General features: G+C 72.3%; 17 protein-coding genes. 6 read left to right on the top strand and 11 right to left on the bottom strand.

Going from position 1 to position 18,676, the window contains the following annotated elements; translation table 11 throughout:
- Positions 1-104 precede the first annotated feature (104 nt).
- Positions 105-1,367 (top strand): MFS transporter, encoded by a 1,263-nt coding sequence (locus DEJ14_RS04125; RefSeq protein WP_111084872.1) that lies wholly within the window; start codon positions 105-107, stop codon positions 1,365-1,367.
- A gap of 80 nt (positions 1,368-1,447) precedes the next feature.
- Here the strand turns inward: DEJ14_RS04125 and DEJ14_RS04120 are convergent, their stop codons facing one another.
- Positions 1,448-2,488 carry a LacI family DNA-binding transcriptional regulator gene (locus DEJ14_RS04120; protein ID WP_220036404.1) on the bottom strand — a complete coding sequence of 347 codons (1,041 nt, stop codon included), beginning with the start codon at positions 2,486-2,488 and terminating at the stop codon, positions 1,448-1,450.
- 72 nt (positions 2,489-2,560) lie between these two features.
- Between DEJ14_RS04120 and DEJ14_RS04115 the strand changes: the two genes are divergently transcribed.
- Positions 2,561-3,592 carry a Gfo/Idh/MocA family protein gene (locus DEJ14_RS04115; RefSeq protein WP_111084873.1) on the top strand — a complete coding sequence of 344 codons (1,032 nt, stop codon included), beginning with the start codon at positions 2,561-2,563 and terminating at the stop codon, positions 3,590-3,592.
- A gap of 137 nt (positions 3,593-3,729) precedes the next feature.
- Positions 3,730-4,116, top strand: coding sequence for a VOC family protein (locus tag DEJ14_RS04110; protein ID WP_111084874.1), 387 nt, complete (start codon positions 3,730-3,732; stop codon positions 4,114-4,116).
- Positions 4,117-4,143: 27 nt separating this feature from the next.
- On the opposite strand, the gene DEJ14_RS04105 is transcribed toward DEJ14_RS04110, so the two are convergent.
- Entirely contained in the window at positions 4,144-4,635 is a 492-nt protein-coding gene (locus DEJ14_RS04105; RefSeq protein WP_111084875.1) for a MarR family winged helix-turn-helix transcriptional regulator, read from the bottom strand.
- Positions 4,636-4,673: 38 nt separating this feature from the next.
- Between DEJ14_RS04105 and DEJ14_RS04100 the strand changes: the two genes are divergently transcribed.
- Positions 4,674-5,888, top strand: a complete 1,215-nt coding sequence (locus DEJ14_RS04100) for an FAD-dependent monooxygenase (RefSeq protein WP_111084876.1) — start codon at positions 4,674-4,676, stop codon at positions 5,886-5,888.
- Positions 5,889-5,955: 67 nt separating this feature from the next.
- Here DEJ14_RS04100 and DEJ14_RS04095 read toward each other — a convergent pair whose 3' ends face one another.
- The 4 genes from DEJ14_RS04095 to DEJ14_RS04080 form a co-directional block, all read right to left on the bottom strand.
- Positions 5,956-8,388, bottom strand: coding sequence for a beta-glucosidase family protein (locus DEJ14_RS04095; protein ID WP_111084919.1), 2,433 nt, complete (start codon positions 8,386-8,388; stop codon positions 5,956-5,958).
- Positions 8,389-8,495: 107 nt separating this feature from the next.
- Entirely contained in the window at positions 8,496-9,377 is an 882-nt protein-coding gene (locus DEJ14_RS04090; RefSeq protein ID WP_111084877.1) for a carbohydrate ABC transporter permease, read from the bottom strand.
- Positions 9,377-10,399, bottom strand: a complete 1,023-nt coding sequence (locus DEJ14_RS04085) for a carbohydrate ABC transporter permease (protein ID WP_111084878.1) — start codon at positions 10,397-10,399, stop codon at positions 9,377-9,379. Before DEJ14_RS04085 ends, DEJ14_RS04090 begins: the two co-directional genes overlap by 1 nt.
- Positions 10,400-10,401: 2 nt before the next feature.
- Positions 10,402-11,700 (bottom strand): ABC transporter substrate-binding protein, encoded by a 1,299-nt coding sequence (locus DEJ14_RS04080; protein WP_111084879.1) that lies wholly within the window; start codon positions 11,698-11,700, stop codon positions 10,402-10,404.
- 163 nt (positions 11,701-11,863) lie between these two features.
- Here DEJ14_RS04080 and DEJ14_RS04075 point away from each other — a divergent pair, with 163 nt between their 5' ends.
- The gene (locus DEJ14_RS04075; RefSeq protein WP_111084880.1) at positions 11,864-12,895 is read left to right on the top strand and encodes a LacI family DNA-binding transcriptional regulator; all 1,032 of its coding nucleotides are present in this window, start codon (positions 11,864-11,866) and stop codon (positions 12,893-12,895) included.
- 7 nt (positions 12,896-12,902) lie between these two features.
- Here DEJ14_RS04075 and DEJ14_RS04070 read toward each other — a convergent pair whose 3' ends face one another.
- Positions 12,903-13,886, bottom strand: a complete 984-nt coding sequence (locus DEJ14_RS04070) for an AraC family transcriptional regulator (RefSeq protein ID WP_181437474.1) — start codon at positions 13,884-13,886, stop codon at positions 12,903-12,905.
- A 121-nt stretch (positions 13,887-14,007) separates the two neighbouring features.
- Between DEJ14_RS04070 and DEJ14_RS04065 the strand changes: the two genes are divergently transcribed.
- Positions 14,008-14,454 (top strand): MarR family winged helix-turn-helix transcriptional regulator, encoded by a 447-nt coding sequence (locus DEJ14_RS04065; RefSeq protein ID WP_111084920.1) that lies wholly within the window; start codon positions 14,008-14,010, stop codon positions 14,452-14,454.
- A 67-nt stretch (positions 14,455-14,521) separates the two neighbouring features.
- On the opposite strand, the gene DEJ14_RS04060 is transcribed toward DEJ14_RS04065, so the two are convergent.
- Genes DEJ14_RS04060 through DEJ14_RS04045 form a run of 4 tightly spaced genes read right to left on the bottom strand, consistent with a single transcriptional unit; the run spans position 14,522 to position 18,382 of the window.
- Positions 14,522-16,369, bottom strand: coding sequence for a choice-of-anchor G family protein (locus DEJ14_RS04060; RefSeq protein WP_111084882.1), 1,848 nt, complete (start codon positions 16,367-16,369; stop codon positions 14,522-14,524).
- Positions 16,366-17,088, bottom strand: coding sequence for a hypothetical protein (locus DEJ14_RS04055; protein ID WP_111084883.1), 723 nt, complete (start codon positions 17,086-17,088; stop codon positions 16,366-16,368). The genes DEJ14_RS04060 and DEJ14_RS04055 overlap by 4 nt, the downstream gene beginning before the upstream one ends.
- Entirely contained in the window at positions 17,085-17,636 is a 552-nt protein-coding gene (locus DEJ14_RS04050) for a signal peptidase I (protein ID WP_111084884.1), read from the bottom strand. The genes DEJ14_RS04055 and DEJ14_RS04050 overlap by 4 nt, the downstream gene beginning before the upstream one ends.
- 8 nt (positions 17,637-17,644) lie before the next feature.
- Complete coding sequence (locus DEJ14_RS04045; protein WP_258373227.1) at positions 17,645-18,382, bottom strand: acyl-CoA dehydrogenase; 738 nt, start codon at positions 18,380-18,382, stop codon at positions 17,645-17,647.
- Positions 18,383-18,676 lie beyond the last annotated feature (294 nt).

Below are 18,676 nucleotides of genomic sequence, written 5' to 3'. Positions count from 1 at the left end.
CGAGATAACATCGCCGACGTCGTCAGGTTAGCACGAGCCAAACACGCGTCACCGATGACCGGGTTTCCGACCGGACGACGTGCACACGACCCGAGGAGGAGTCGATGTCGACAAGGCTGCCGGCGCACCCGTTCACCACCGCCACCCCGACCAACCACGTCAGCAACTGGTACCTGACCGCCCTCGGACTGGCGCAGTTCGGCATCTACGTGGCGATCCTGTCGCCGGTCTACGTCAGCATGCAGCTGAAGGCCCAGGCGCTGAACCCGGACGACCCCGCCTCGGTGATCGCCGTCGCGCTGCCGCTCGGATCACTCGGCGCGATCTTCGGCAACCCGCTGTTCGGCGCCCTGAGTGATCGAACCCGGACGCGGTGGGGGCGGCGGCGCCCGTGGCTGCTCGCCGGCATCCTGGTGCTGCTCGGCGGACTCGCCATGGTGGCCTCCTCGCCGAACGTCGGCATGCTCACCGTGGCGTGGATCGTCTGCCAGCTCGGGTCGAACGCCGCGTACTCGGCGATGATGGCCAGCTGGGCGGACAACGTCCCCGAGCTGCAACGCGGCCGGGCATCGAGCGTGATCGGGCTGGCGCAGAACCTCGCCGTGCTCGCCGGCACCTACGCCGCCGTCCTGCTGGTCGAGAACCTGCCGCTGCTGTTCATCCTGCCCGGCGTCCTCGGCGTGCTCTGCGTGCTGGTGTACGCGTTCGTCACCCCCGACCGCATCCCCGAGGTCCGACCGAAGCCGTTCTCGTGGCTCACGATCGTGCAGACCTTCTGGACGAACCCGATCACGCACCGCGACTACGGTCTGGCGTGGTGGTCGCGGTTCCTGATCATCCTCGCCACGTTCCTGTTCACGACGTTCCGGCTGTTCTACATGCAGGACCACCTCGGCATGACCGCGCAACGCGCCACCTCGGCAGTGGCGTTCGGTGTCCTGCTCTACACGATCGCGCTCATGATCGGCACGGCGTTCTCCGGCTGGCTGTCCGACCGGCTGCGCCGCCGCAAGGTCTTCGTCGGCGGCTCGACCCTGCTCTTCGGCGTGGGCCTCGTCGTGCTCGTCTACGCGCAGGACGTCACCGTGTTCTACGTCGCCGAGGTGATCATGGGCTTCGCCTACGGCATCTACGTGGCCGTCGACAACGCCCTGGTGGTCGACGTCCTGCCCGACAAGGACAAGCCCGGCAAGGACCTCGGCGTCATGAACATCGCGAACTCCCTGCCGCAGTCCTTCGCGCCGGCCCTCGGTGCCTTGCTGCTCGGGGTCGGCGCTGGTGACAACTACCCGGTGCTGCTCTGGGGCGCCGGCATCGTGGCACTCGTCGGCGCACTCGTCGTGATCCCGATCCGCAGCGTGCGCTGAGCGGCAGCCACCCCGACCCGGAACGACGTGGTCGACGTCGCACGACCTCCACCACGTCGTTCCGGCTCGACGCTCGACGCTCAGCGCTCGGCAGGACCCGTCGACGCACGCACCACGAAGCGGGTCGGTGTCGCGACACGACGACGCTCGCCACCGCCGCCCGAGGTCCGGTCGAGCACGGCGGCGAGCGCTGCATCCACCGTCGCTTCGACGTCCTGGTGCACCGACGTCAGGCGGTGGTAGCTGAGCGACGCGAGGTAGCTGTCGTCGAAGCCGACCACCGACACCCGCCGCGGCACGTCGACCCCGTGCTGCGCGAAGACGGCGAGCAGGCCCGTGGCGCACTGGTCACCACAGCAGACCACGGCGGTGGGCAGGGTGTCGCGGGCGACGAGCGTGCGGGCGGCCGCGGCGCCACCCTCTTCGCTGAAGCCGCTGGGGACGACGTCGGTCTCGGCTGCGAGTCCGGCGCCCTGCATCGCGGCACGGTAGGCGGTCGCACGATCGAGGCCGACCAGCCCGTCCTCGCCACCGACGTAGGCGATGCGGCGGTGACCGAGACCGACCAGGTGCTCGACCGCGGCGCGGAGTCCACCGGCCTCGTCCACGTGCACGTTGTCGGCGTACGGGGCGTCCGTCCACTCGCCGAGGAGCACGACCGGCACGAGGCGGCTCGCCTGCTCGAGCGCGGTCGCGTCGGGGTCGGGGTTGAACACGACGAGGGCCTCGACGCGTTCACCGAGCAGGTCGGCCACCACCTGGTCCGTGGAGCGCTCTGCGCCGGCGGGCCCGAGGGCGACACCGAAGCCCTGCTCGGCGGCACGGGCGAAGAGCCGTTCGACGAACCGGACCTGGAACGGGTTGCGCATGCTGAAGACCGCACCGATGAGCCGCGTGCGGCCTTCGCGGAGCAGCCGGGCCGAGGTGTGCGGACGGTAGCCGAGCTCAGCGGCCGCGGCGAGGATCCGGTCGCGGGACTCGGCGCTGGGACCGGGCGCACCGCGGAGCACGAGCGAGACGAGCTGCCGGGACATCCCGACGTGCTCGGCGACGTCACGCATCGTCGGCAGGCGGCCACCGGTGGAGCGCCGCTCCGGCAGGTCGTCGATCCCCGTCGTCACCGGACCAGTCTGGCACGTGCGAAGGACACGTAGGCTGGGATGGCACGAGCCAATCCCTGCGAGAGGACGACGATGACCCTGACGCTGCCCACCCCGGTCCTGCCCGACCCCGACGCCGTGCCGGCCCTGCGGTGGGGCGTGATCGGCACCGGCATCGCCGGTAAGTTCGTCACCGCGATCCACCGGCACACGCCGCAGCGCGCGGTCGCCGTGACCGCCCGTGACGCCGCGAAGACCAGCGCGTTCGCCGCAGCGCACGGCATCGACCGGACCGTGTCGAGTGTCGAGGCGCTCGTGACCGACGCCGAGGTCGACGTCGTCTACGTCGCCACCCCGCACCCGCTGCACCGCGAGCAGGCCCTCGCTGCGATCGCCGCCGGCAAGCACGTCCTGATCGAGAAGCCGATCGCGATGTCCGCTGCCGAGGCGCAGGAGGTCACCGGTGCGGGACGGGCCGCCGGCGTGCTCGTCATGGAGGCGATGTGGACGCGGTACCTGCCGCAGTCGGACATCATGCGGCGACTGCTCACCGACGGCACGATCGGCACCGTCCGGCTCGTGACCGCCGACTTCGGGTTCGTGATGCCGTACGACCCGGGGCACCGCCTGTGGGCGCCCGAGCTCGGCGGCGGCGCGCTGCTGGACGCCGGTGTCTACCCGATCTCGTTCGCCGCCTCGGTGCTCGGCTCCCCCGACCGCGTGCTGGTCGAAGGGGCGAGCGGTCCGGGCGGCGTCGACGTGCGCGCCGACCTGCTGCTCTCGTACGCGGGCGGAGCCCGGTCGATGCTGTCGACGTCGCTCGAGACCGCGCTGCCCGTGCGAGCCTCGGTCGTCGGCACCGAGGGACGCATCGACATCGGCAGCCCGTTCTTCGGGCCCTCGTCGATCACCGCGGTTCGTGGGAACTTCGCGGCGTCGGAGTCCGCGACCTGGACGGACCAGCGACTCGAGGTGCTGCATGACGGGCTCGCCTACCAGGCCACCGCACTCGCGTCCTTCGCGGCCGAGGGGCGGATCGAGTCGCCGGTGCACACGCACGACGATGTCGTCGGCGTGATGCGGGTCATCGACACGGCCCGGGCCACGATCACGGCGGCGTCCTGACGGCGGGACGCCGTCGCAGCCTCGTGGGACTCGACGGCCACGGCGGTCGGGAAGCTCCTCGACGCCTGCGCGGCAGAAGGGACCGTCGACCCGTTCGTGACCCGGCCGGTCCCTCCGTGGGCGGCTAGGTTCGAGGCGTGCCGAACCGTCGCCTCATCCACCACCTCGGGGTCTTCGCCAGCGACTTCGCCGCGAGCGAGGCCTTCTACACGGCGGCACTCGCGCCACTGGGGGTCGAGGCGGGCTACCGCACCGAGTCCATCGCGGAGTACTGGACCACCGGCCAGGACACCCCGAGCGTCTCACTCGAGACCGCACCCACGACGGCGACGGTGACCCGTGGTCTGCACCTGGCGTTCGAGGCGTCGAGCCGCACCGAGGTCGATGCGTTCCACCGGGCGGCCGTCGCGTCCGGCGGACTCTCGCGCCACGAGCCTCGGTACTGGCCCGAGTACCGCGCCTACGCGGCGTTCGTGAGCGACCCCGACGGCAACAACGTCGAGGCGCTCGTCAAGGAGCACTGAGCGCGGCGACGCCGCCCGTCGGTTCCCTCAGCGTGCCTGCAGGCGACCGTTCGCCGACGCGGCGGCGTCGGTCATGCGTCGCAGGAACGCCAGGACGACCCGCGTCTCCTCAGGATCGGTGTCCCGCACCGTGGCGGCGATCTCGGCACCGGAGAACGCGAGGAACCGCCCGCTCTCGGCTCGCGCGGACTCGGTCGGCCGCAGGGTGACCCGCCGTCGGTCGGCGCTCTCGCGGTGCCGGGTGACGTGCCCGGCCCCTTCGAGGCGGTCGAGCAGTACCGACGTGGCGCCCGACGTCATGCCGATCCGCCGGGCCAACTGCGCCGGGGAGAGTGGCTCGCCGGCCTGGTCCGCCCACACGATCTGCCCGAGGGCGTTCGCGTCGGAACCGGGCAGACCGATCCACGACGACAGGTGGCGCTGGAGTTCGTCGAAGGTGACGGCCCAGTCGCGCATCGCGTGCATGACGGCCACCTCGTCGTCGGACCACACCGTGGTGAGGGGGTCGATGTCGGGCATCCAGGTTCCTTTACTGTGCAGTTGCTTTACTGTAAAGCATGACCTCACAGCACGCAGTGATCTCCGGAGCCAGCATCGCAGGCCTGTCCGCCGCCTGGTGGTTGCGCCACGTCGGGTGGCAGGTGACGGTGATCGAACGTGCGCCGTCCTTCCGCGACGGCGGGCAGAACGTCGACGTCCGCGGGGTCGCTCGCGAGGTGCTCGACCGCATGGGCCTGGTCGACGCCGTCCGCGCACGCAACACGACCGAGACCGGGACGGTGATCGTCGATCGTGAGGGCAACGTCCGGTCCGAGCTGCCCTCCGACGGCCCGGACGGTGCCACCGCAGAACTCGAGGTCCTGCGCGGCGACTTCGCCCGGGTGATCCTCGACGACCTGCCCGACGGCGTCAGCATCGTCTACGGCGAGACGATCCAGGACGTCGACGACCAGGCCGGCGGACGCCGGGCGACCGTGACCACCGACGCCGGACGGGTGCTCGACGCCGACCTCGTGGTCATCGCCGAGGGCGTCCGCTCCCGGACCCGCGACCGGCTCTTCGCCGCGGAGGGCGAGGTCGACGAGCGGGACCTCGGGGTGACCATGGTCTTCGGGACGATCCCGCGCACGCCGTCCGACGACGACCGCTGGCGCTGGTACAACGCCGTCGGCGGGCGTCAGATCCACCTGCGCCCGGACCCGTACGGCACGACGCGGGCGATCCTGGCCTACGCCGGCGGCGACGACCTGGTCGGCCGCTCGCGGTCGGAGGCCCTAGCGACACTGCGGACCCGCTACGCCGACGCCGGCTGGCAGACCGAGCGCGTGCTCGACGGGTTCGACGGCTCGGACGACGTCTACCTGGACGAGCTGACCCAGATCCGGATGCCGCGCTGGCACCGCGGCCGCGTGTGCGTGATCGGCGATGCGGCCTGGTGCGTGACACCGATGGGTGGCGGTGGCGCTTCGCTCGCCCTGACGAGCGGGTACGTGCTGGCGGCATCGGTCACGGCGGACGAGGACCTCGACCGCGCGCTCGACGCCTTCGACACGTGGATGCGCCCCCTGGTCGACAAGATCCAGGGCATCCCGAAGGGCATCGTGCACTTCGCGTACCCGCGTACGCGGCTCGGGCTCGCCGCCCGGGGTGTGGCGGACAAGGTGCTACTGTCGGCGCTCTTCCGACCACTGGCAGCACGGCTGACCCGGGTCGCCGACAGCGATCGTCCCCTGCCGCCACTGCCCGAGACCCTGCAGCAGGGTTCGCGGTAGCGCTGCCGGGGGCGGGCCGTGCGTCCTGATCCGTCCGCACGGCCCGCCCCGTCGGCGCGGCCCCGGTTCAGGCCACCGTCCACTCGACGACCCGCGGGTCGTCCAGCGTCACCTCGCGCACCGGCCCCGTCACGTCGACCGTGGCGCGCTCCGTCGCGGAGCCGGGGACGGGGTGTCGGACCGGCCCGTCGCCGGACGCGACGATCCCACCTGCCGGCAGCGGGCCTCCCGGTCGTGACGCCGCCGCGTGGGACGCGACCCAGACCTGCACGGCACCGGGTTCGACGACCCGGCGCATGCGACGGTCGGTGAACGCGAACCGCTGGACGGGGACGCGGAAGCGGACGCGGGTGGACTCCCCCGCGGCGAGCGCGACGCGCGCGTAGCCGAGCAGCTGGACCTCGGGTCGGGTGACGCTGCCGTGCACGTCGTGGCCGTAGAGCTGGACGACGTCCTCGCCCTCGTGTGCGCCCGTGTTGCGGACGGTCACGGATGCCTCGAACACGGCGTCGGAGCGGACGGACGCGTCGACGACCAGGTCGTCGTACGCGAACGTCGTGTAGCCGAGGCCGAAGCCGAACGGGCGGACCGGCGTCGAGTCGGCGGCGGTGACGTCCGAGGGCCCCCCGAGCCGCGGGTGCAGGTACGTGTACGGCTGGGCGCCGGCGGCACGCGGCAGCGACACGGGCAGGCGACCGGACGGCGATGCGGCGCCGGTGAGCAGCTCGGCGATGGCGGTGCCGCCCTCCTCGCCGGGGAAGAACGCCTGCACGACGGCCGCCGGACGTCCCGAGCCGGCCGAGCCAGCGGCGACGACGCCGTCGCCGTCGCCGTCGAGCGCCCACGCGATGGCGTACGGCCGCCCTGTGAGCAGCACCATCACGGTCGGCGTGCCGGTGGCGACGACCGCCTCGACGAGCGAGCGTTGCACGCCCGGCAGGTCGAGCGACTCGGTGTCGTTCCCCTCGCCGACGGTGCCGCGGCCGAACAGGCCGGCCTGGTCGCCGACGACGACGACCGCGACGTCGGAGGCAGCGGCCACGGCGACGGCGTCCGCGAACCCGGCACGGTCGGACCCGGTGACGGCGCAGCCCGCGGCGAAGCGCACGGCGTCGTCGCCGAGGGCGTCGACCATCGCCTCGCGCACGGTCGGGATGGCGAAACCGAGCGGCAGGTCGGGGTGCGACGCGAGCACGTGGTTGGCGAACGAGTAGCAGCCCTGCAGGGCCTCGGCGCGGTCGGCGTTCGGGCCGATGACGGCCACGGATGCCCCGGCACGCAGCGGCAGGACCGGGGCGCCGGCACCGGCGCGCAGCGGCAGGACCGGGGCGCCGGCCGGCGCCGCAGCGCCAACGCCGGCGCCAGCGACCACGTCGTCGTTCGACAGCAGCACCAGCGACCGCGCCGCCAACTGCTTCGCCAACGAGCGGTGCAGCGGGGTGTCCAGGTCGATCCCGGTCGGCGGCTCGTCCTCGAACGCCTGCGGGTCGAGCAGCCCCAGTCGCTCCTTCTGCCGCAGCACCCGCAGGACGGCGCGGTCGACGAGGGCCTCGTCGAGCAGACCGGACCGCACCCGCTCGACGAGCGGCGCGAGGTACGCGTCCCCGGTGGGCAGCTCGACGTCGATGCCTGCCTCGAGCGCGAGCGCCGCGGCTTCGCCACGATCCGCGGCGATGCCGTGCATGACCTCGAGGAACGCGACCGAGAAGTAGTCCGCGACGACGGTGCCGTCGAAGCCGAGCTCGTCACGGAGCAGGCCGGTCAGCAGTTCGCGGTTCGCCGCGACGGGCACGCCGTCGATCTCGGCGTACGAGTTCATGACGCTCCGTGCGCCCCCGTCGCGCAGGGCCATCACGAACGGCGGCAGGTACACGTCGGCGACCTCGCGCGGTCCGGCGTGCACGGGCGCGTGGTTCCGCCCCGCCTGCGAGGCCGAGTACCCGAGGAAGTGCTTGAGCGTCGCGTCGACGCCGGCCGACTGCAGACCGCGCACGTAGGCGGTCCCGACGGTGCCGACCAGGTACGGGTCCTCACCGATGCACTCGTCGACCCGCCCCCACCGCGGGTCGCGCACCACGTCGAGCACCGGGGCGAGCCCCTGGTGCACGCCGAGCTGCCGCATCGACGCGCCGATGGCGGCGCCGACCTGCTCGACCAGGTCCGGGTCGAAGGCCGCACCCCACGCCAGCGGGGTGGGGAACGTCGCGGCCTTCCACGCGGCGAGCCCGGTCAGGCACTCCTCGTGCACGAGCGCGGGGATCCCGAGCCGGGTCTCGCGCTTGAGTCGCCGCTGTTCCGCCCACAACCAGGCCGCGCGGTCGTCGGGTTCGACCGGTCGGGTGCCGTAGACGCGGGTGAACTGGCCGATGCCGTCGCGGGTGATGTCCGCCAGGGTGCGGCCGTCGGCGGCCGCCGCCATCTCGCCCTGCATGGGTGCGACGACGCCGGTCTGGTCGAGCCAGTAGCCGACGAGCTGCGCCGCCTTCTCGTCGAGGGTCATGGCGGCGAGCAGGGCGGTGGCGCGGTCGGGTCCGGTCGCGTCGGGTGCGTCGCGGTCGTCCTGGAGGCGCGGCTGGCGTCCGGTGTCCCGGGTCGCGTCCGTCGTCGTCACCCCTTCACCGCCCCGGTCAGGCCGCCGACGATGCGGCGCTGGAAGACGGTGAAGAACACCAGTGCCGGGATCATCGACATCGACGTGAACGCCAGCACCTTGGCCGTGTCGACCGAGTACTGCGACGAGAACGCCTGCACGCCGAGCGGCAGCGTGTAGCTGCCCTCGTTGTTCAGGATGAACAGCGGCAGGATGTAGCTGTTCCAGCTCGCGATGAACGCCAGGATGCCGACCGTGACGACGCCCGGCAGCGACAGCGGCACGACCATGCGGAAGAAGAACCCGAGGCGGCTGGCGCCGTCGATCGACGCTGCCTCTTCGAGCTCGTCCGGGATCGCCCGCAGGAACGGCACCAGGATGATGACCGTGGTCGGCAGGGCGAAGGCGATCTGCGGCAGGATCACGCCGGCCAGGCTGTTCGTCAGACCGAGGTCCTTCACGAGCAGGTACAGCGGCGTGATCGCGACGGTGATCGGGAACATCAGACCGGCGGCGAACAGGGCGTACAGCGCACCGCGGCCGGCGAACCGGTAGCGGGCGAGCACGAAGCTCACCATCAGTCCGAGCACGACGACGCCCGCGGTGGTGGTCACGGCGCTGATCGTCGAGTTCGCGAGCTGCTGCCAGAAGATCCCGCTGGACAGGACGGATCCGTAGTTGCCGAGCTCGAACGGCGCTGGTAACCCGGCGGGGCTCGTGGTGATCTGCGAGTTCGTCCGGAAGCCGCCCAGCACGATGTACAGCACCGGGGCGAGGTTCGCGGCGACGAACAGGATCGCCACCAGGTAGGTGAGCGGGTTCGCGCGACCGATGGCCGCGGTGGACCGCCGCTCCCGCGTGGCCCGCCGCCCGGGGGCGACGATGCTCGTGGTGGCCATCAGTTCTTCCTCTCGGTGAGTGCACCCGCGGTGTCGCGGCGGAGCACGAAGCGCTGGTAGATCAGGGCGACGGCGAGCGAGATCACGAACATGACCACGGCGACGGCGCTGCCGAAACCGAAGTTGCCGGACGTGCGACCGTTGGCGACCATGTACGTCGCCATCGTCGAGGTGCCGGCGGTCGACGAGATGTACTGCCCCCAGATGATGTAGACGAGGTCGAACAGCTGCAGTGAGCCGATGATCGACAGGAACGCCCAGATCCGGATGGTGGGGCCGAGCAGCGGCAGGGTGATCCGCCGCTGGATCTGCCAGTAACCGGCGCCGTCGATGGCCGCCGCCTCGAACAGCTCCTCGGGGATGCTCTGCAGGCCGGCCAGGAACAGGATCACCGCGAAGCCGATGTACTTCCACGAGATGATCACGAGCAGGGTCCAGATGGCGATGTCCGGGTTGGACAGCCAGTCGGCCCGCAGCCCGCCGAGCCCCATGCCCTGGAGCAGGTCGTTCACGGCGCCGTTCGACTGGAGCATCAGGCTCCACCCGGTGCCGACGATCACCTCGGAGATGACGTACGGCACGAACACGAGCACGCGGACGAGTCCGCGGCCGTGCATCTTCTGGTTGAGCAGCAGCGCGAGCACGATGGCGATCGGCCCCTGCAGCACGAGCGACAGCACGACGATGAAGCCGTTGTGCATCAGGACCGCGTGGAACGCCTTGTCCTGGAAGATGATCAGGTAGTTCTGCAGCCCCACGAAGTCGGTGGGCGGGCCGTAGCCCTGCCACTTGAAGAACCCGTAGTAGGCGGCCAGCACCACGGGCAGGATCACGAACGTGACGAAGACGATGACCGCGGGGCCGGCGAGCACCGCGATCTCGACGCGCTTCCGCCAGTCTGCGATGCGGCGCGTGGACCGCCGTCCGGCGGGGAGCGGCGTACCGCTCCCCGCCGGGGACGTCCCCGCGGCCGTGTCCGACCCGGTGGCCGGGGTCGTGCCGAGCGAGGTGTCGAGGGTCATGGTCAGCCCTTGGCCGCAGCCTGGTTGGTGGTGTCCACGATGTCCTTCGCGCTGCCCTTGCCGGCGAGCAGGTCGACGACGCTGGTGTTCAGCGCGTTGCCGACGTTCTGGCCGTACAGGGTGTCCAGGTACTGCGAGACGAACGGGGCCTCCTGGTAGGCGGCGAGGGCCGACTTGAGGTAGTCCGCGTCGACGACCGACTGGGCTTCCTGGTTGACCGGGATGGCCTGGAACGCCGTGTAGTAGGCCTCCTGGTTGTCCTTCTGCACGATGAAGTTGAGGAAGTCCGTGCAGGCCTTCTTCGGGGCCTTCGCCGAGCAGGAGTTGCCGTCGACGCCGCCCATCATCGACTTCGGGTCACCCTTGCCACCGTCGATGGTCGGGAACGGGAACCAGCCGAGGTCGGCCAGCGGCTTGCCGTCCGGGGTGAGCGAGCTGATCACGCCCGGGTCCCACGCCCCCATGAGCTCCATGGCGGCCTTGTGGTTGGCGAGCAGACCGGCGGAACTGCCGGCACCCTGCTGCGCGGCGGTGGTCAGGAAGCCGTTGTTGAACGGCTCGGTGGCGTTGAAGTCCTCGAGCTGCTCGCCGGCCTTCGTCCAGCAGGCGTTGTCGAACTTGAGCGACTTCGCCGCGCCCTCGAGCGTCTTCTGGCTGCACTCGCGCAGCGCGAAGTTGTAGTACCAGTGGGCGGCGGGCCAGGCGTCCTTCGCACCGACGGCGACGGGGTCGATGTCGGCGGCCTTGAGCTTCGCGATGTCGTCGTTCAGCTCGTCCATCGTGGTCGGGGTGCCGTCGATGCCGGCCTTCTGGAACAGGTCCTTCGAGTACCAGATGCCCTCGGGGAGCACGGCGCCCGGCATGGCGTAGGTGGCGCCGTCCTTCTCGTAGCCCGCGAAGGTACCCGCGCTGATCGACTTCTTCGCGTCGGCGCTGATCGAGTCGGAGATGTCCATGAGCTGCCCGGCGGCGATCATCGCGTCCATCTTGCCGCCGCCGCGCTGCAGGAAGACGTCCGGTCCGTCGCCCGAGTTGAGCGCGGTCTGCAGCTTGCCGTCCAGGTCCTCGTTCTGGATGGCCTGCGTCGTGATGGTGACGTTCGGGTACTTCGCCTCGAACGCCTTGACCGTCGAGGCCCAGTAGGCCTTGCCCGGTCCGGTGGTGGAGTTGTGCCAGAAGGTCATCGTGACCTTCCCGTTGCCGTCGTCGGCCGCGTTGCCGCCTGCCGAGCAGCCCGTGGCCACCAGTGCTGTCGCCCCGATCAGCGCGATGGCTGCCGCGGCACGGATCTTCCTCGTCATCGTGGAACTCCTCGTGTCGTCGTTGACATGCAGCGACATCCACTGCCGCTGCCGCTGCCGCTGCCGCTGCGGAGAGCGTGCCAGGTGCTCCTGTCGCTTGTCAATCGATATCGATAACGTTTTCTACGCCGTTTCGACGCCGCATCAGCGGTACGGTGAGCACATGGACTCGGCACTCGGCGCGCGTCCCGGTGCCGGCCGGGTGACGATCGGCGACGTCGCACGGGTCGCGGGGGTCTCGATCCCCACCGTGTCGAAGGTCATCAACCAGCGCGACGGCGTCGCCGCGGCCACGATGATCCGCGTGCAGCAGGTCGTCGCGGACCTCGGCTACGAGACGTCCCTGGTCGCCCGCAGCCTGCGGAGCTCCCGCACCGGGGTCGTCGGCATCCTGGTGCCCGAGTTCGAGCCGTTCTCGACCGAGCTCCTGCGCGGCATCTCGAGCGCGACGACCGGCACCGGCTACGAGCTGCTCGCCTACGCCGGCCTGATGACCGGCGCCGACCGTCCGGGCTGGGAACGCCGGTCGCTGTCACGCCTGTCCGGCACCCTCATCGACGGCGCCATCGTCGTCACCCCGACCACGGCCCTGTCGAGTTCCTCGATCCCCGTCGTCGCCATCGACCCGCACACCGGGCCCGAGGGCCACGCGACGGTCGACGCCGACAACGAGGGCGGGGCGGTCCAGGCCGTCGAGCACCTGCTCGGGCTCGGGCACACCCGGATCGCGCACCTGCGGGGCCGCGTCGACCTGGCGTCCGCCCAGCTGCGCGAGGCCGGGTACCGCTCCGCGCTGACCAACGCCGGACTCACGATCGACGAGCGGCTCGTCCGCGACGGCGACTACCAAGAAGAGCAGTCAGCGGCCGTCGCGCGGGACCTGCTCACGTTGGACGAGCGACCGACCGCGGTGTTCGCCGCGAACGACTCGTCGGCCGTCGGTGTGCTGCGGGCCGCGGCGGAGCTCGGCCTGCGGGTGCCGGAGGACCTGTCCGTCGTCGGGTTCGACGACGTCCCCCAGGCGTCGATCACCACCCCGCCGCTCACCACCGTGTCGCAGCCGCTGGCCGAGCTCGGGTCCCGCGCGGTCGAGATGCTGCTGACGATGCTCCGTGGCGAGGCCGCGTCGGACCACGTCCGTCTGCCGACCACGCTGCGGGTGCGTTCCAGCACCGGCCCCGCGCCGCGGGTCTGACCGCCGGCTAGCGGCGCAGGGTCTGCTTCGGGTACTCGCCGAACCGTGCCGCGTACGACGCCGAGAACCGGCCGAGGTGCGCGAACCCCCAGCGGCGCGCGACGTCACCGATCGCTCCGACCTGCGGGTCGAGTCCGAGGAGCTCGCTGCGCACACGGTCCAGACGGACGTCCCGCAGGTAGGTGAGCGGCGACACGTCGAACACCCGACGGAACGACTCCTGCACCGACCGCACGCTCAGGCCGGCCACCGCGGCGAGGTCGGCGATGGTCACGGTCTCGGACGCGTGCGCGTGGACGTACTCGACGGCGGCGCGCAGCCGGGCGTTCCGCGGCAGGGCCAGTTCTGCCGGCAGGTCGTCGAGCTGCGGCGGGAAGGTCTCGAGGAACGCGGCGATCGCGAGCGACTTCGCCTCGACCCAGGTGTCGGAGGCCGGCCCGCCGACGCGGAGCGCGCGGGACAGCGCGGCGAGGGCACCCTGCCACCGGCCGTACATCGCGTTGTCCGGTTCGCGCGTGTGGTCGAAGCGCAGCGGGCGGTCGCCCAGGTCGAGCTGTTCGCCGGCGACCCGGTGCACGAGCTCCCGGTCGAGGTGCACCAGGCGCTGGTCGTGGTCCTCGGCCGCGAAGACGAACGCGGTGTCGCAGGGCAGCAGCGTCGGCACGTTCCGGTGCAGGTCCACCCGCTGCCCATCGATGTCGAGGTGGGCGCTGCCGCTCGTCATCCACGCGACGATGTAGTCGGTCCCGATCGGCATCGCACCGCGGAGCACGCCGCGCATCTGGGAGCGACGGATGCTGATCTCGGTGTCGCCGACCGCGGTGTAGCGGTAGACGAACTCGCTGCCGGTCTGCTGGGCGGCCCACTGCGCGGCGCCGTGCACCGCGGCCAGGTCCCGCGCCGCGGACTCCGGATCGGTGCCGGACACCTCGAAGCGCACCGACTCGCTCGCGCGTCCACCGGCAGGTGCGGCCTCGTACGTGTCAGTCACGGTGCAACGCCCCCGTGCCGGACACCCGAACCTGACCGCGCCACTCGTTATGTGGATACGCTGACCCGGTGAGCACGGCGTACGGTGGCGCGGACCCGATCGGTTCGAAGGGGGCGCGCTCGTGAGCGATCTCGACCTCGTGGCGGCGCTGACCCGACTCGAAGCAGCAGTGTCCGCACTGCGGGCGCGGCTGCGCGACCAGCTCGACGTCTCGGCCAGCGACCTGACCGTGCTGCAGTTCGTGTCCCGCGCCGAAGAGGCCGACCGGACCGTCCGCGTGAAGGACCTGGCGAAGCACCTCGGCCTGACCGGTCCGGCGGTGACCGGCATGGTGGACCGACTCGAGCAGAGCGGGCACCTCAGCCGCGTGCCGAACCCGGCCGACGGGCGGAGTCGTCACATCGAGCTGACCGAGACCGCCAGGCGCGACTACTCGATCGCCATGGACGGCACGAACAAGCACCTGCACGAGCTGTTGGCCTCCTTCTCGGAACGGGACAGGGTCCGGTTCGTCCGGATCGTCGACCGCATCATCGCGGCCGTCGACCTCGGTGCCCCGAGCCCCTGACGGCAGGGTACGGGCGGTCAGCGTGCGGCTCCGGTGATTGTCCACCATGCGCAGCTAGGTAACGATGCTACCTATCTCGGGCGCGGGCGGCCTCGAGGAGCGACACGGAGTTCGGCCCCACCACGGCGCTGGCCAGGTCGACGCGGGCCAGCCCACCGGGCACCAGGGCGTCCGCGATCGACAGGTGGAGTGCGGTCTGCGTGTACTGCCCGGTCGTCGCGCGGCCGGCCGGGGGCGCGGCGGCGGCGCGGTCCTGCTGCACGTTGACACGGAGCGAGAGCACCCCGGGCAGACGCCCGAGCACCGCCCCGAGCGCGCGGACGACCGGGCCGCCGATCGTCGTCGTCAGCGTCGTGCCGAGCGTCCCGACGACCGCGAACAACCGGGTCGTGAGCGTCCCCACCACCGCCTGGGTCAACGGGTTCACGAGCGACGTGGCGAGGCCGGTGACGACGCCGAGCAGTCCACCCAGGTCGAGTCCGAGCAGCGCGACCCCGACCGACAGCTTCGTCTGCCCCGCCATGAGCGCCGCGACCCCGGTGTCGACGCCGATCGACAGCGTGGCGATCTTCACGCGGATGCCGAGCACCAGGGGTGCGCTGAGGTCGGCGGCGAGCGCGATCCGGACGTGCAGGGACCCGAGCGCGGTCGTCAGGGCGGTCGTGATCTTCCCCGCCCAGGCGTCCACCACCTGCCCGAGCCGGTCGGCCAGCGCACCGAGGGTGACGGCGTCGAGCACCACCTCGTGGTTCGGCGGCAGGTCGTTGAGCCCGTGCTCGTCGTCGCCGAGCAGGTGCGCGAGGTCGACCCGGACGGATCCGGCTGACAGGTCGAGCGACAGCGTGCCCCCGGGATCCTGCACGGGTTCGGCGAGCAGCGGCGCGACCGCGCCCGCCAGGTCCGGCCCGGTGATCTCGACCGTGCCCCCGATGGTGCCGAGCCCGAGGCTGCCGGTGAGCCCGCCGAGGACGCCGAGCACGCCCTGGTTGATCGTCCGTGCGAGCACCCCGTCCTGCCCACCGAGCGCGTCGACCGTGGCGTCGAGCTGCACCACCGTGTCGTTCACCGCCGTGACCAGCGCGCCGACGAGCGGGCTGTCCACACGGAGGTCGAGGCTCGCGATCCCGTAGTCGCGCTCGAGCCCGGCGGGACCGCTGTCGGCTGCGACCTGCTGCACCGCGGCCCGCAGGTTCGTCGCGAGCGTGCGCTGGACGACCCCGCCCCACACGTCCTCGCTGATGGCGTCGCACCCGGCGAGCTGCGCACTCGCGCCGACCGCGCCGACGTCGAGACTCACGTCGGTGACGTCCGCGATGCCCGGCAGTGCGCGACCGAGTGTGATCGACGCCGGGTCGGGCAGGTCGCCGGACGGGGTCGTCGGCGTGACGAGCACGCCACCGGAGTCCGCGACGAGCCCGGATGCCGCCACCGCGTCACCGGTGCCCGACGCCGTCGCGACCTGGTTCACCGCGCCCGCCGAACCGGCCGGCAGCCCGAGGCCGAGGCCGGTGAGGTCGATGCCCGCCACGTCGCCGAGCAGCCCGACGTCGAGCGGGTTGCCGAACGCCTGTGTGAACGGGCGGCCGCCGGTGCCGAGCTCGGGCGCGGTGGCCGGCTCGACCGATGCCGGGGCTGACCCGGTCTTCGCGACGTCGACGCCGCGCACCGTGGCGACGTCGTCGAGGTCGACGCCGGCGATGCTCCCGCCCAGGAACCGGCTCGAGGCCGTCGACGTGTAGTCCGCGTCGGTGCCGCAGTCGAACGACGACGTCCCCACGGCCCCGTGCGCCCACTCGCGGTCCGACCACGACGCGGTGCTCGGTACGGCGGTGGGCGTGAGCAGGGCTGCTGCGACGACGATGCCGGTGACGACCGCGATCCGGCCACGCCGCAGGTGCAGCGGACGCCGGCTCACGACCGGCTCCGGGGGCGCCGGAGTCGGAGGGCGACGCCGGCGAGCACGGCCGCGACCGCGACGAGCAGCGGCCCCGCGAACCCGCCACCCGTCATCGCGAGGACGACCGGGCCGACGTCGTCGCCACTGCCGTCGCCGTCGCCGTGCGTCGGGCGTCCGGGCACGACGGGGTCCCCGCCGCGGGCGGTCACGCCGACGCCGACCTCGGCGGTCCGGGGCACCGTGGTCGCGGCGTCACCGAGGGACAGCCGGACGAGCAGGTACGCCGACCCGTCGCCGTCCGGGTCGGGCACACGGACCGACGGCGCGGTGGTCGCCCAGTCGACGAGGGGGACGGCGTCGACGAGGGCGGCGGCCTGCCCGCTGCACGTGGGGGAACGGGACGGACCCGCCCACGGCTGGTCGCACGTCGCCACCGACACGAGCACGCCGTCGGTCCCGCCCGGCAGGCCGCCCCGCCCCGTGAGCTGCAGGTCGAGGGTGACCGGGCCGGGCTCGTCGACGCTCGTCCGCACCTGCCACGTGACGTCCGCGTCGTTGCCCGGCCCGGGCAGCACGAGGGGCTCCGGACCGGTGTGCAGCACCAACCGGCCCGGCGTGCCGGTCTCGGCCACGGGCCTCCAGTCCGTCGCGGCGACCGCCACCGCCGTCGTGCCGATCCCGGTCGCACCGACGAGCACCGCGGCGACCGCCGCGGAGGTGGCGAGGACGCGGGTCACGAGTCCTCCCGCCGGGCCGGCCAGAACGCCCACGCGACGAGCACGCCGACGACCGCGACCGCCAGCCCACGGGCCGGGGCACTCGTGACCACGACGAGCGCCGAACCCAGGCCGGGCGCGTGCGCCAGCACGAGTCCGGCGTGCCGGACGACGTACGGGTCGCGGTCGTCGGAGGCGTTGTCGTCGCCCCGCAGTGTCAGCGACCGCGCCGCGGTGTCCCCCGGGACCCGGTCCACCGCGACCACCCGGTGGGTGACGGGCAGGGCCGACCCCGCGCGCGGGACCGTGACGACGTCCCCGTCCGCGATCTCGGCCGCGGGCACGCGGTGCGTGATGGCGAGCCCGCCCGCGGGGATCGTCGGCGCCATCGACCCGGTGGTGACGACGACGAACGACAGCCCGGTGAACGCCACGGCGGCCCAGGCGAGCAGGCACGTGAGCCCGATCGCGCCGGCGACCGTCAGGACGACGGTGCGGATGCGGTCGGCGGGACGACGGGGCGGCGCCGCGCCCTCGTCGGAGGACGTCGGCGCGGTGGAGCCGCGCACGACCGCGCTCAGTCGGACTCGGCGGCGAACCGCCACGCGGGCGCGGCCGTCCGCCCCTGGAGCGCGTCGACCGTCGTGCCGGCGGGCAGGGTCGGCGACGCCGGCAGCGAGACCTCGAAGCAGTACACCTGCGTCGACTCGCCGGCCGCGGCGAGGGGCCGCGCGATCGTGGCGGCAGCCGTGCCGAGCGGCCCGGACGCGACGCTCGTCCACGGCACGTCGAACGCGGTGGCGTCGCACACTGCGGTGGTGTCCGTGATCGCGGCGACCCGGACCTGCAGGGCGTTCCACAGCAGGTCGTCGGCATCGGAGACCGTGACCCCGGACGCCGGGACCGCTGCCCGGAGCACCAGGTCGCCGGCGATCGAGTCGGCGGTGGTGCGGAGCGCGACGGGGGCGTAGGTCGCGGTGCCCGGCGACAGGGCGAGCGCGTCGACGGTGAACCGGAGCGCCTGGCCCGGGTTCGTCTCGTCCGAGGTGAAGCCCGCCGCGGCGAACGGCGCCGTGACGTTCTGCTCGACCTCGAACCCGGACGTCCCCACGCCCGGCCCACCCGAGCCGTTGCCGCCGAACACCCACTCGGTGTCCGTCCACGACGCGAGCGTGTAGCCCGCGCCGCCGATGACGAGGACCCCGCCGGCAGCGAGTGCGAACACGCGGTTGCGACGCCGGGAGCGGCGGGCGGTGTCGTCCGCGGCGCGACGGCCGCGGTTCCGGGCGCGCGGGGGCGCAGTGCTGCCAGCCATGACTGTCTCCTGATCCGTGACGCCGATCGGTGGCGGCCACGGCCGGGGTGGTTGGTCCCGGCCGTCGCCATCGACGTTTCCCCTGATCCTGTCGGACTATTCCTGAGGAATCAACAAGGCAACTAGCCCTTGACGGCGCCGGAGGTGAGCCCCGACACGATCGAGCGGCGGAACACGAGCACCAGGATCACGATTGCCCGGTGGGTGGGCGGGCTCATTGCCGAGTCTCGGGGTGGGCGACAGTCCTCGGGGCTGACGGCGCGAGGCGAGTCGCTGTGCGCGAGTCTCGCGGGC

The sequence above is a fragment of the Curtobacterium sp. MCJR17_020 genome, assembly GCF_003234365.2.
Classification (GTDB): domain Bacteria; phylum Actinomycetota; class Actinomycetes; order Actinomycetales; family Microbacteriaceae; genus Curtobacterium.
Note: the sequence above shows the minus strand (reverse complement) of the source record. Positions and strands in the feature narration are given on the sequence as shown.

Excerpts from the sequence above, each read along its gene's own strand:
- DEJ14_RS04090 (WP_111084877.1), bottom strand. The coding sequence starts at position 9,377 with ATGGCCACCACGAGCATCGTCGCCCCCGGGCGGCGGGCCACGCGGGAG.
- DEJ14_RS04105 (WP_111084875.1), bottom strand. The coding sequence starts at position 4,635 with ATGCCCGACATCGACCCCCTCACCACGGTGTGGTCCGACGACGAGGTG.
- DEJ14_RS04100 (WP_111084876.1), top strand. The coding sequence starts at position 4,674 with ATGACCTCACAGCACGCAGTGATCTCCGGAGCCAGCATCGCAGGCCTG.
- DEJ14_RS04045 (WP_258373227.1), bottom strand. The coding sequence starts at position 18,382 with ATGGCTGGCAGCACTGCGCCCCCGCGCGCCCGGAACCGCGGCCGTCGC.
- DEJ14_RS04095 (WP_111084919.1), bottom strand. The coding sequence starts at position 8,388 with ATGACCCTCGACGAGAAGGCGGCGCAGCTCGTCGGCTACTGGCTCGAC.
- DEJ14_RS04125 (WP_111084872.1), top strand. The coding sequence starts at position 105 with ATGTCGACAAGGCTGCCGGCGCACCCGTTCACCACCGCCACCCCGACC.
- DEJ14_RS04085 (WP_111084878.1), bottom strand. The coding sequence starts at position 10,399 with ATGACCCTCGACACCTCGCTCGGCACGACCCCGGCCACCGGGTCGGAC.
- DEJ14_RS04115 (WP_111084873.1), top strand. The coding sequence starts at position 2,561 with ATGACCCTGACGCTGCCCACCCCGGTCCTGCCCGACCCCGACGCCGTG.
- DEJ14_RS04080 (WP_111084879.1), bottom strand. The coding sequence starts at position 11,700 with ATGACGAGGAAGATCCGTGCCGCGGCAGCCATCGCGCTGATCGGGGCG.
- DEJ14_RS04075 (WP_111084880.1), top strand. The coding sequence starts at position 11,864 with ATGGACTCGGCACTCGGCGCGCGTCCCGGTGCCGGCCGGGTGACGATC.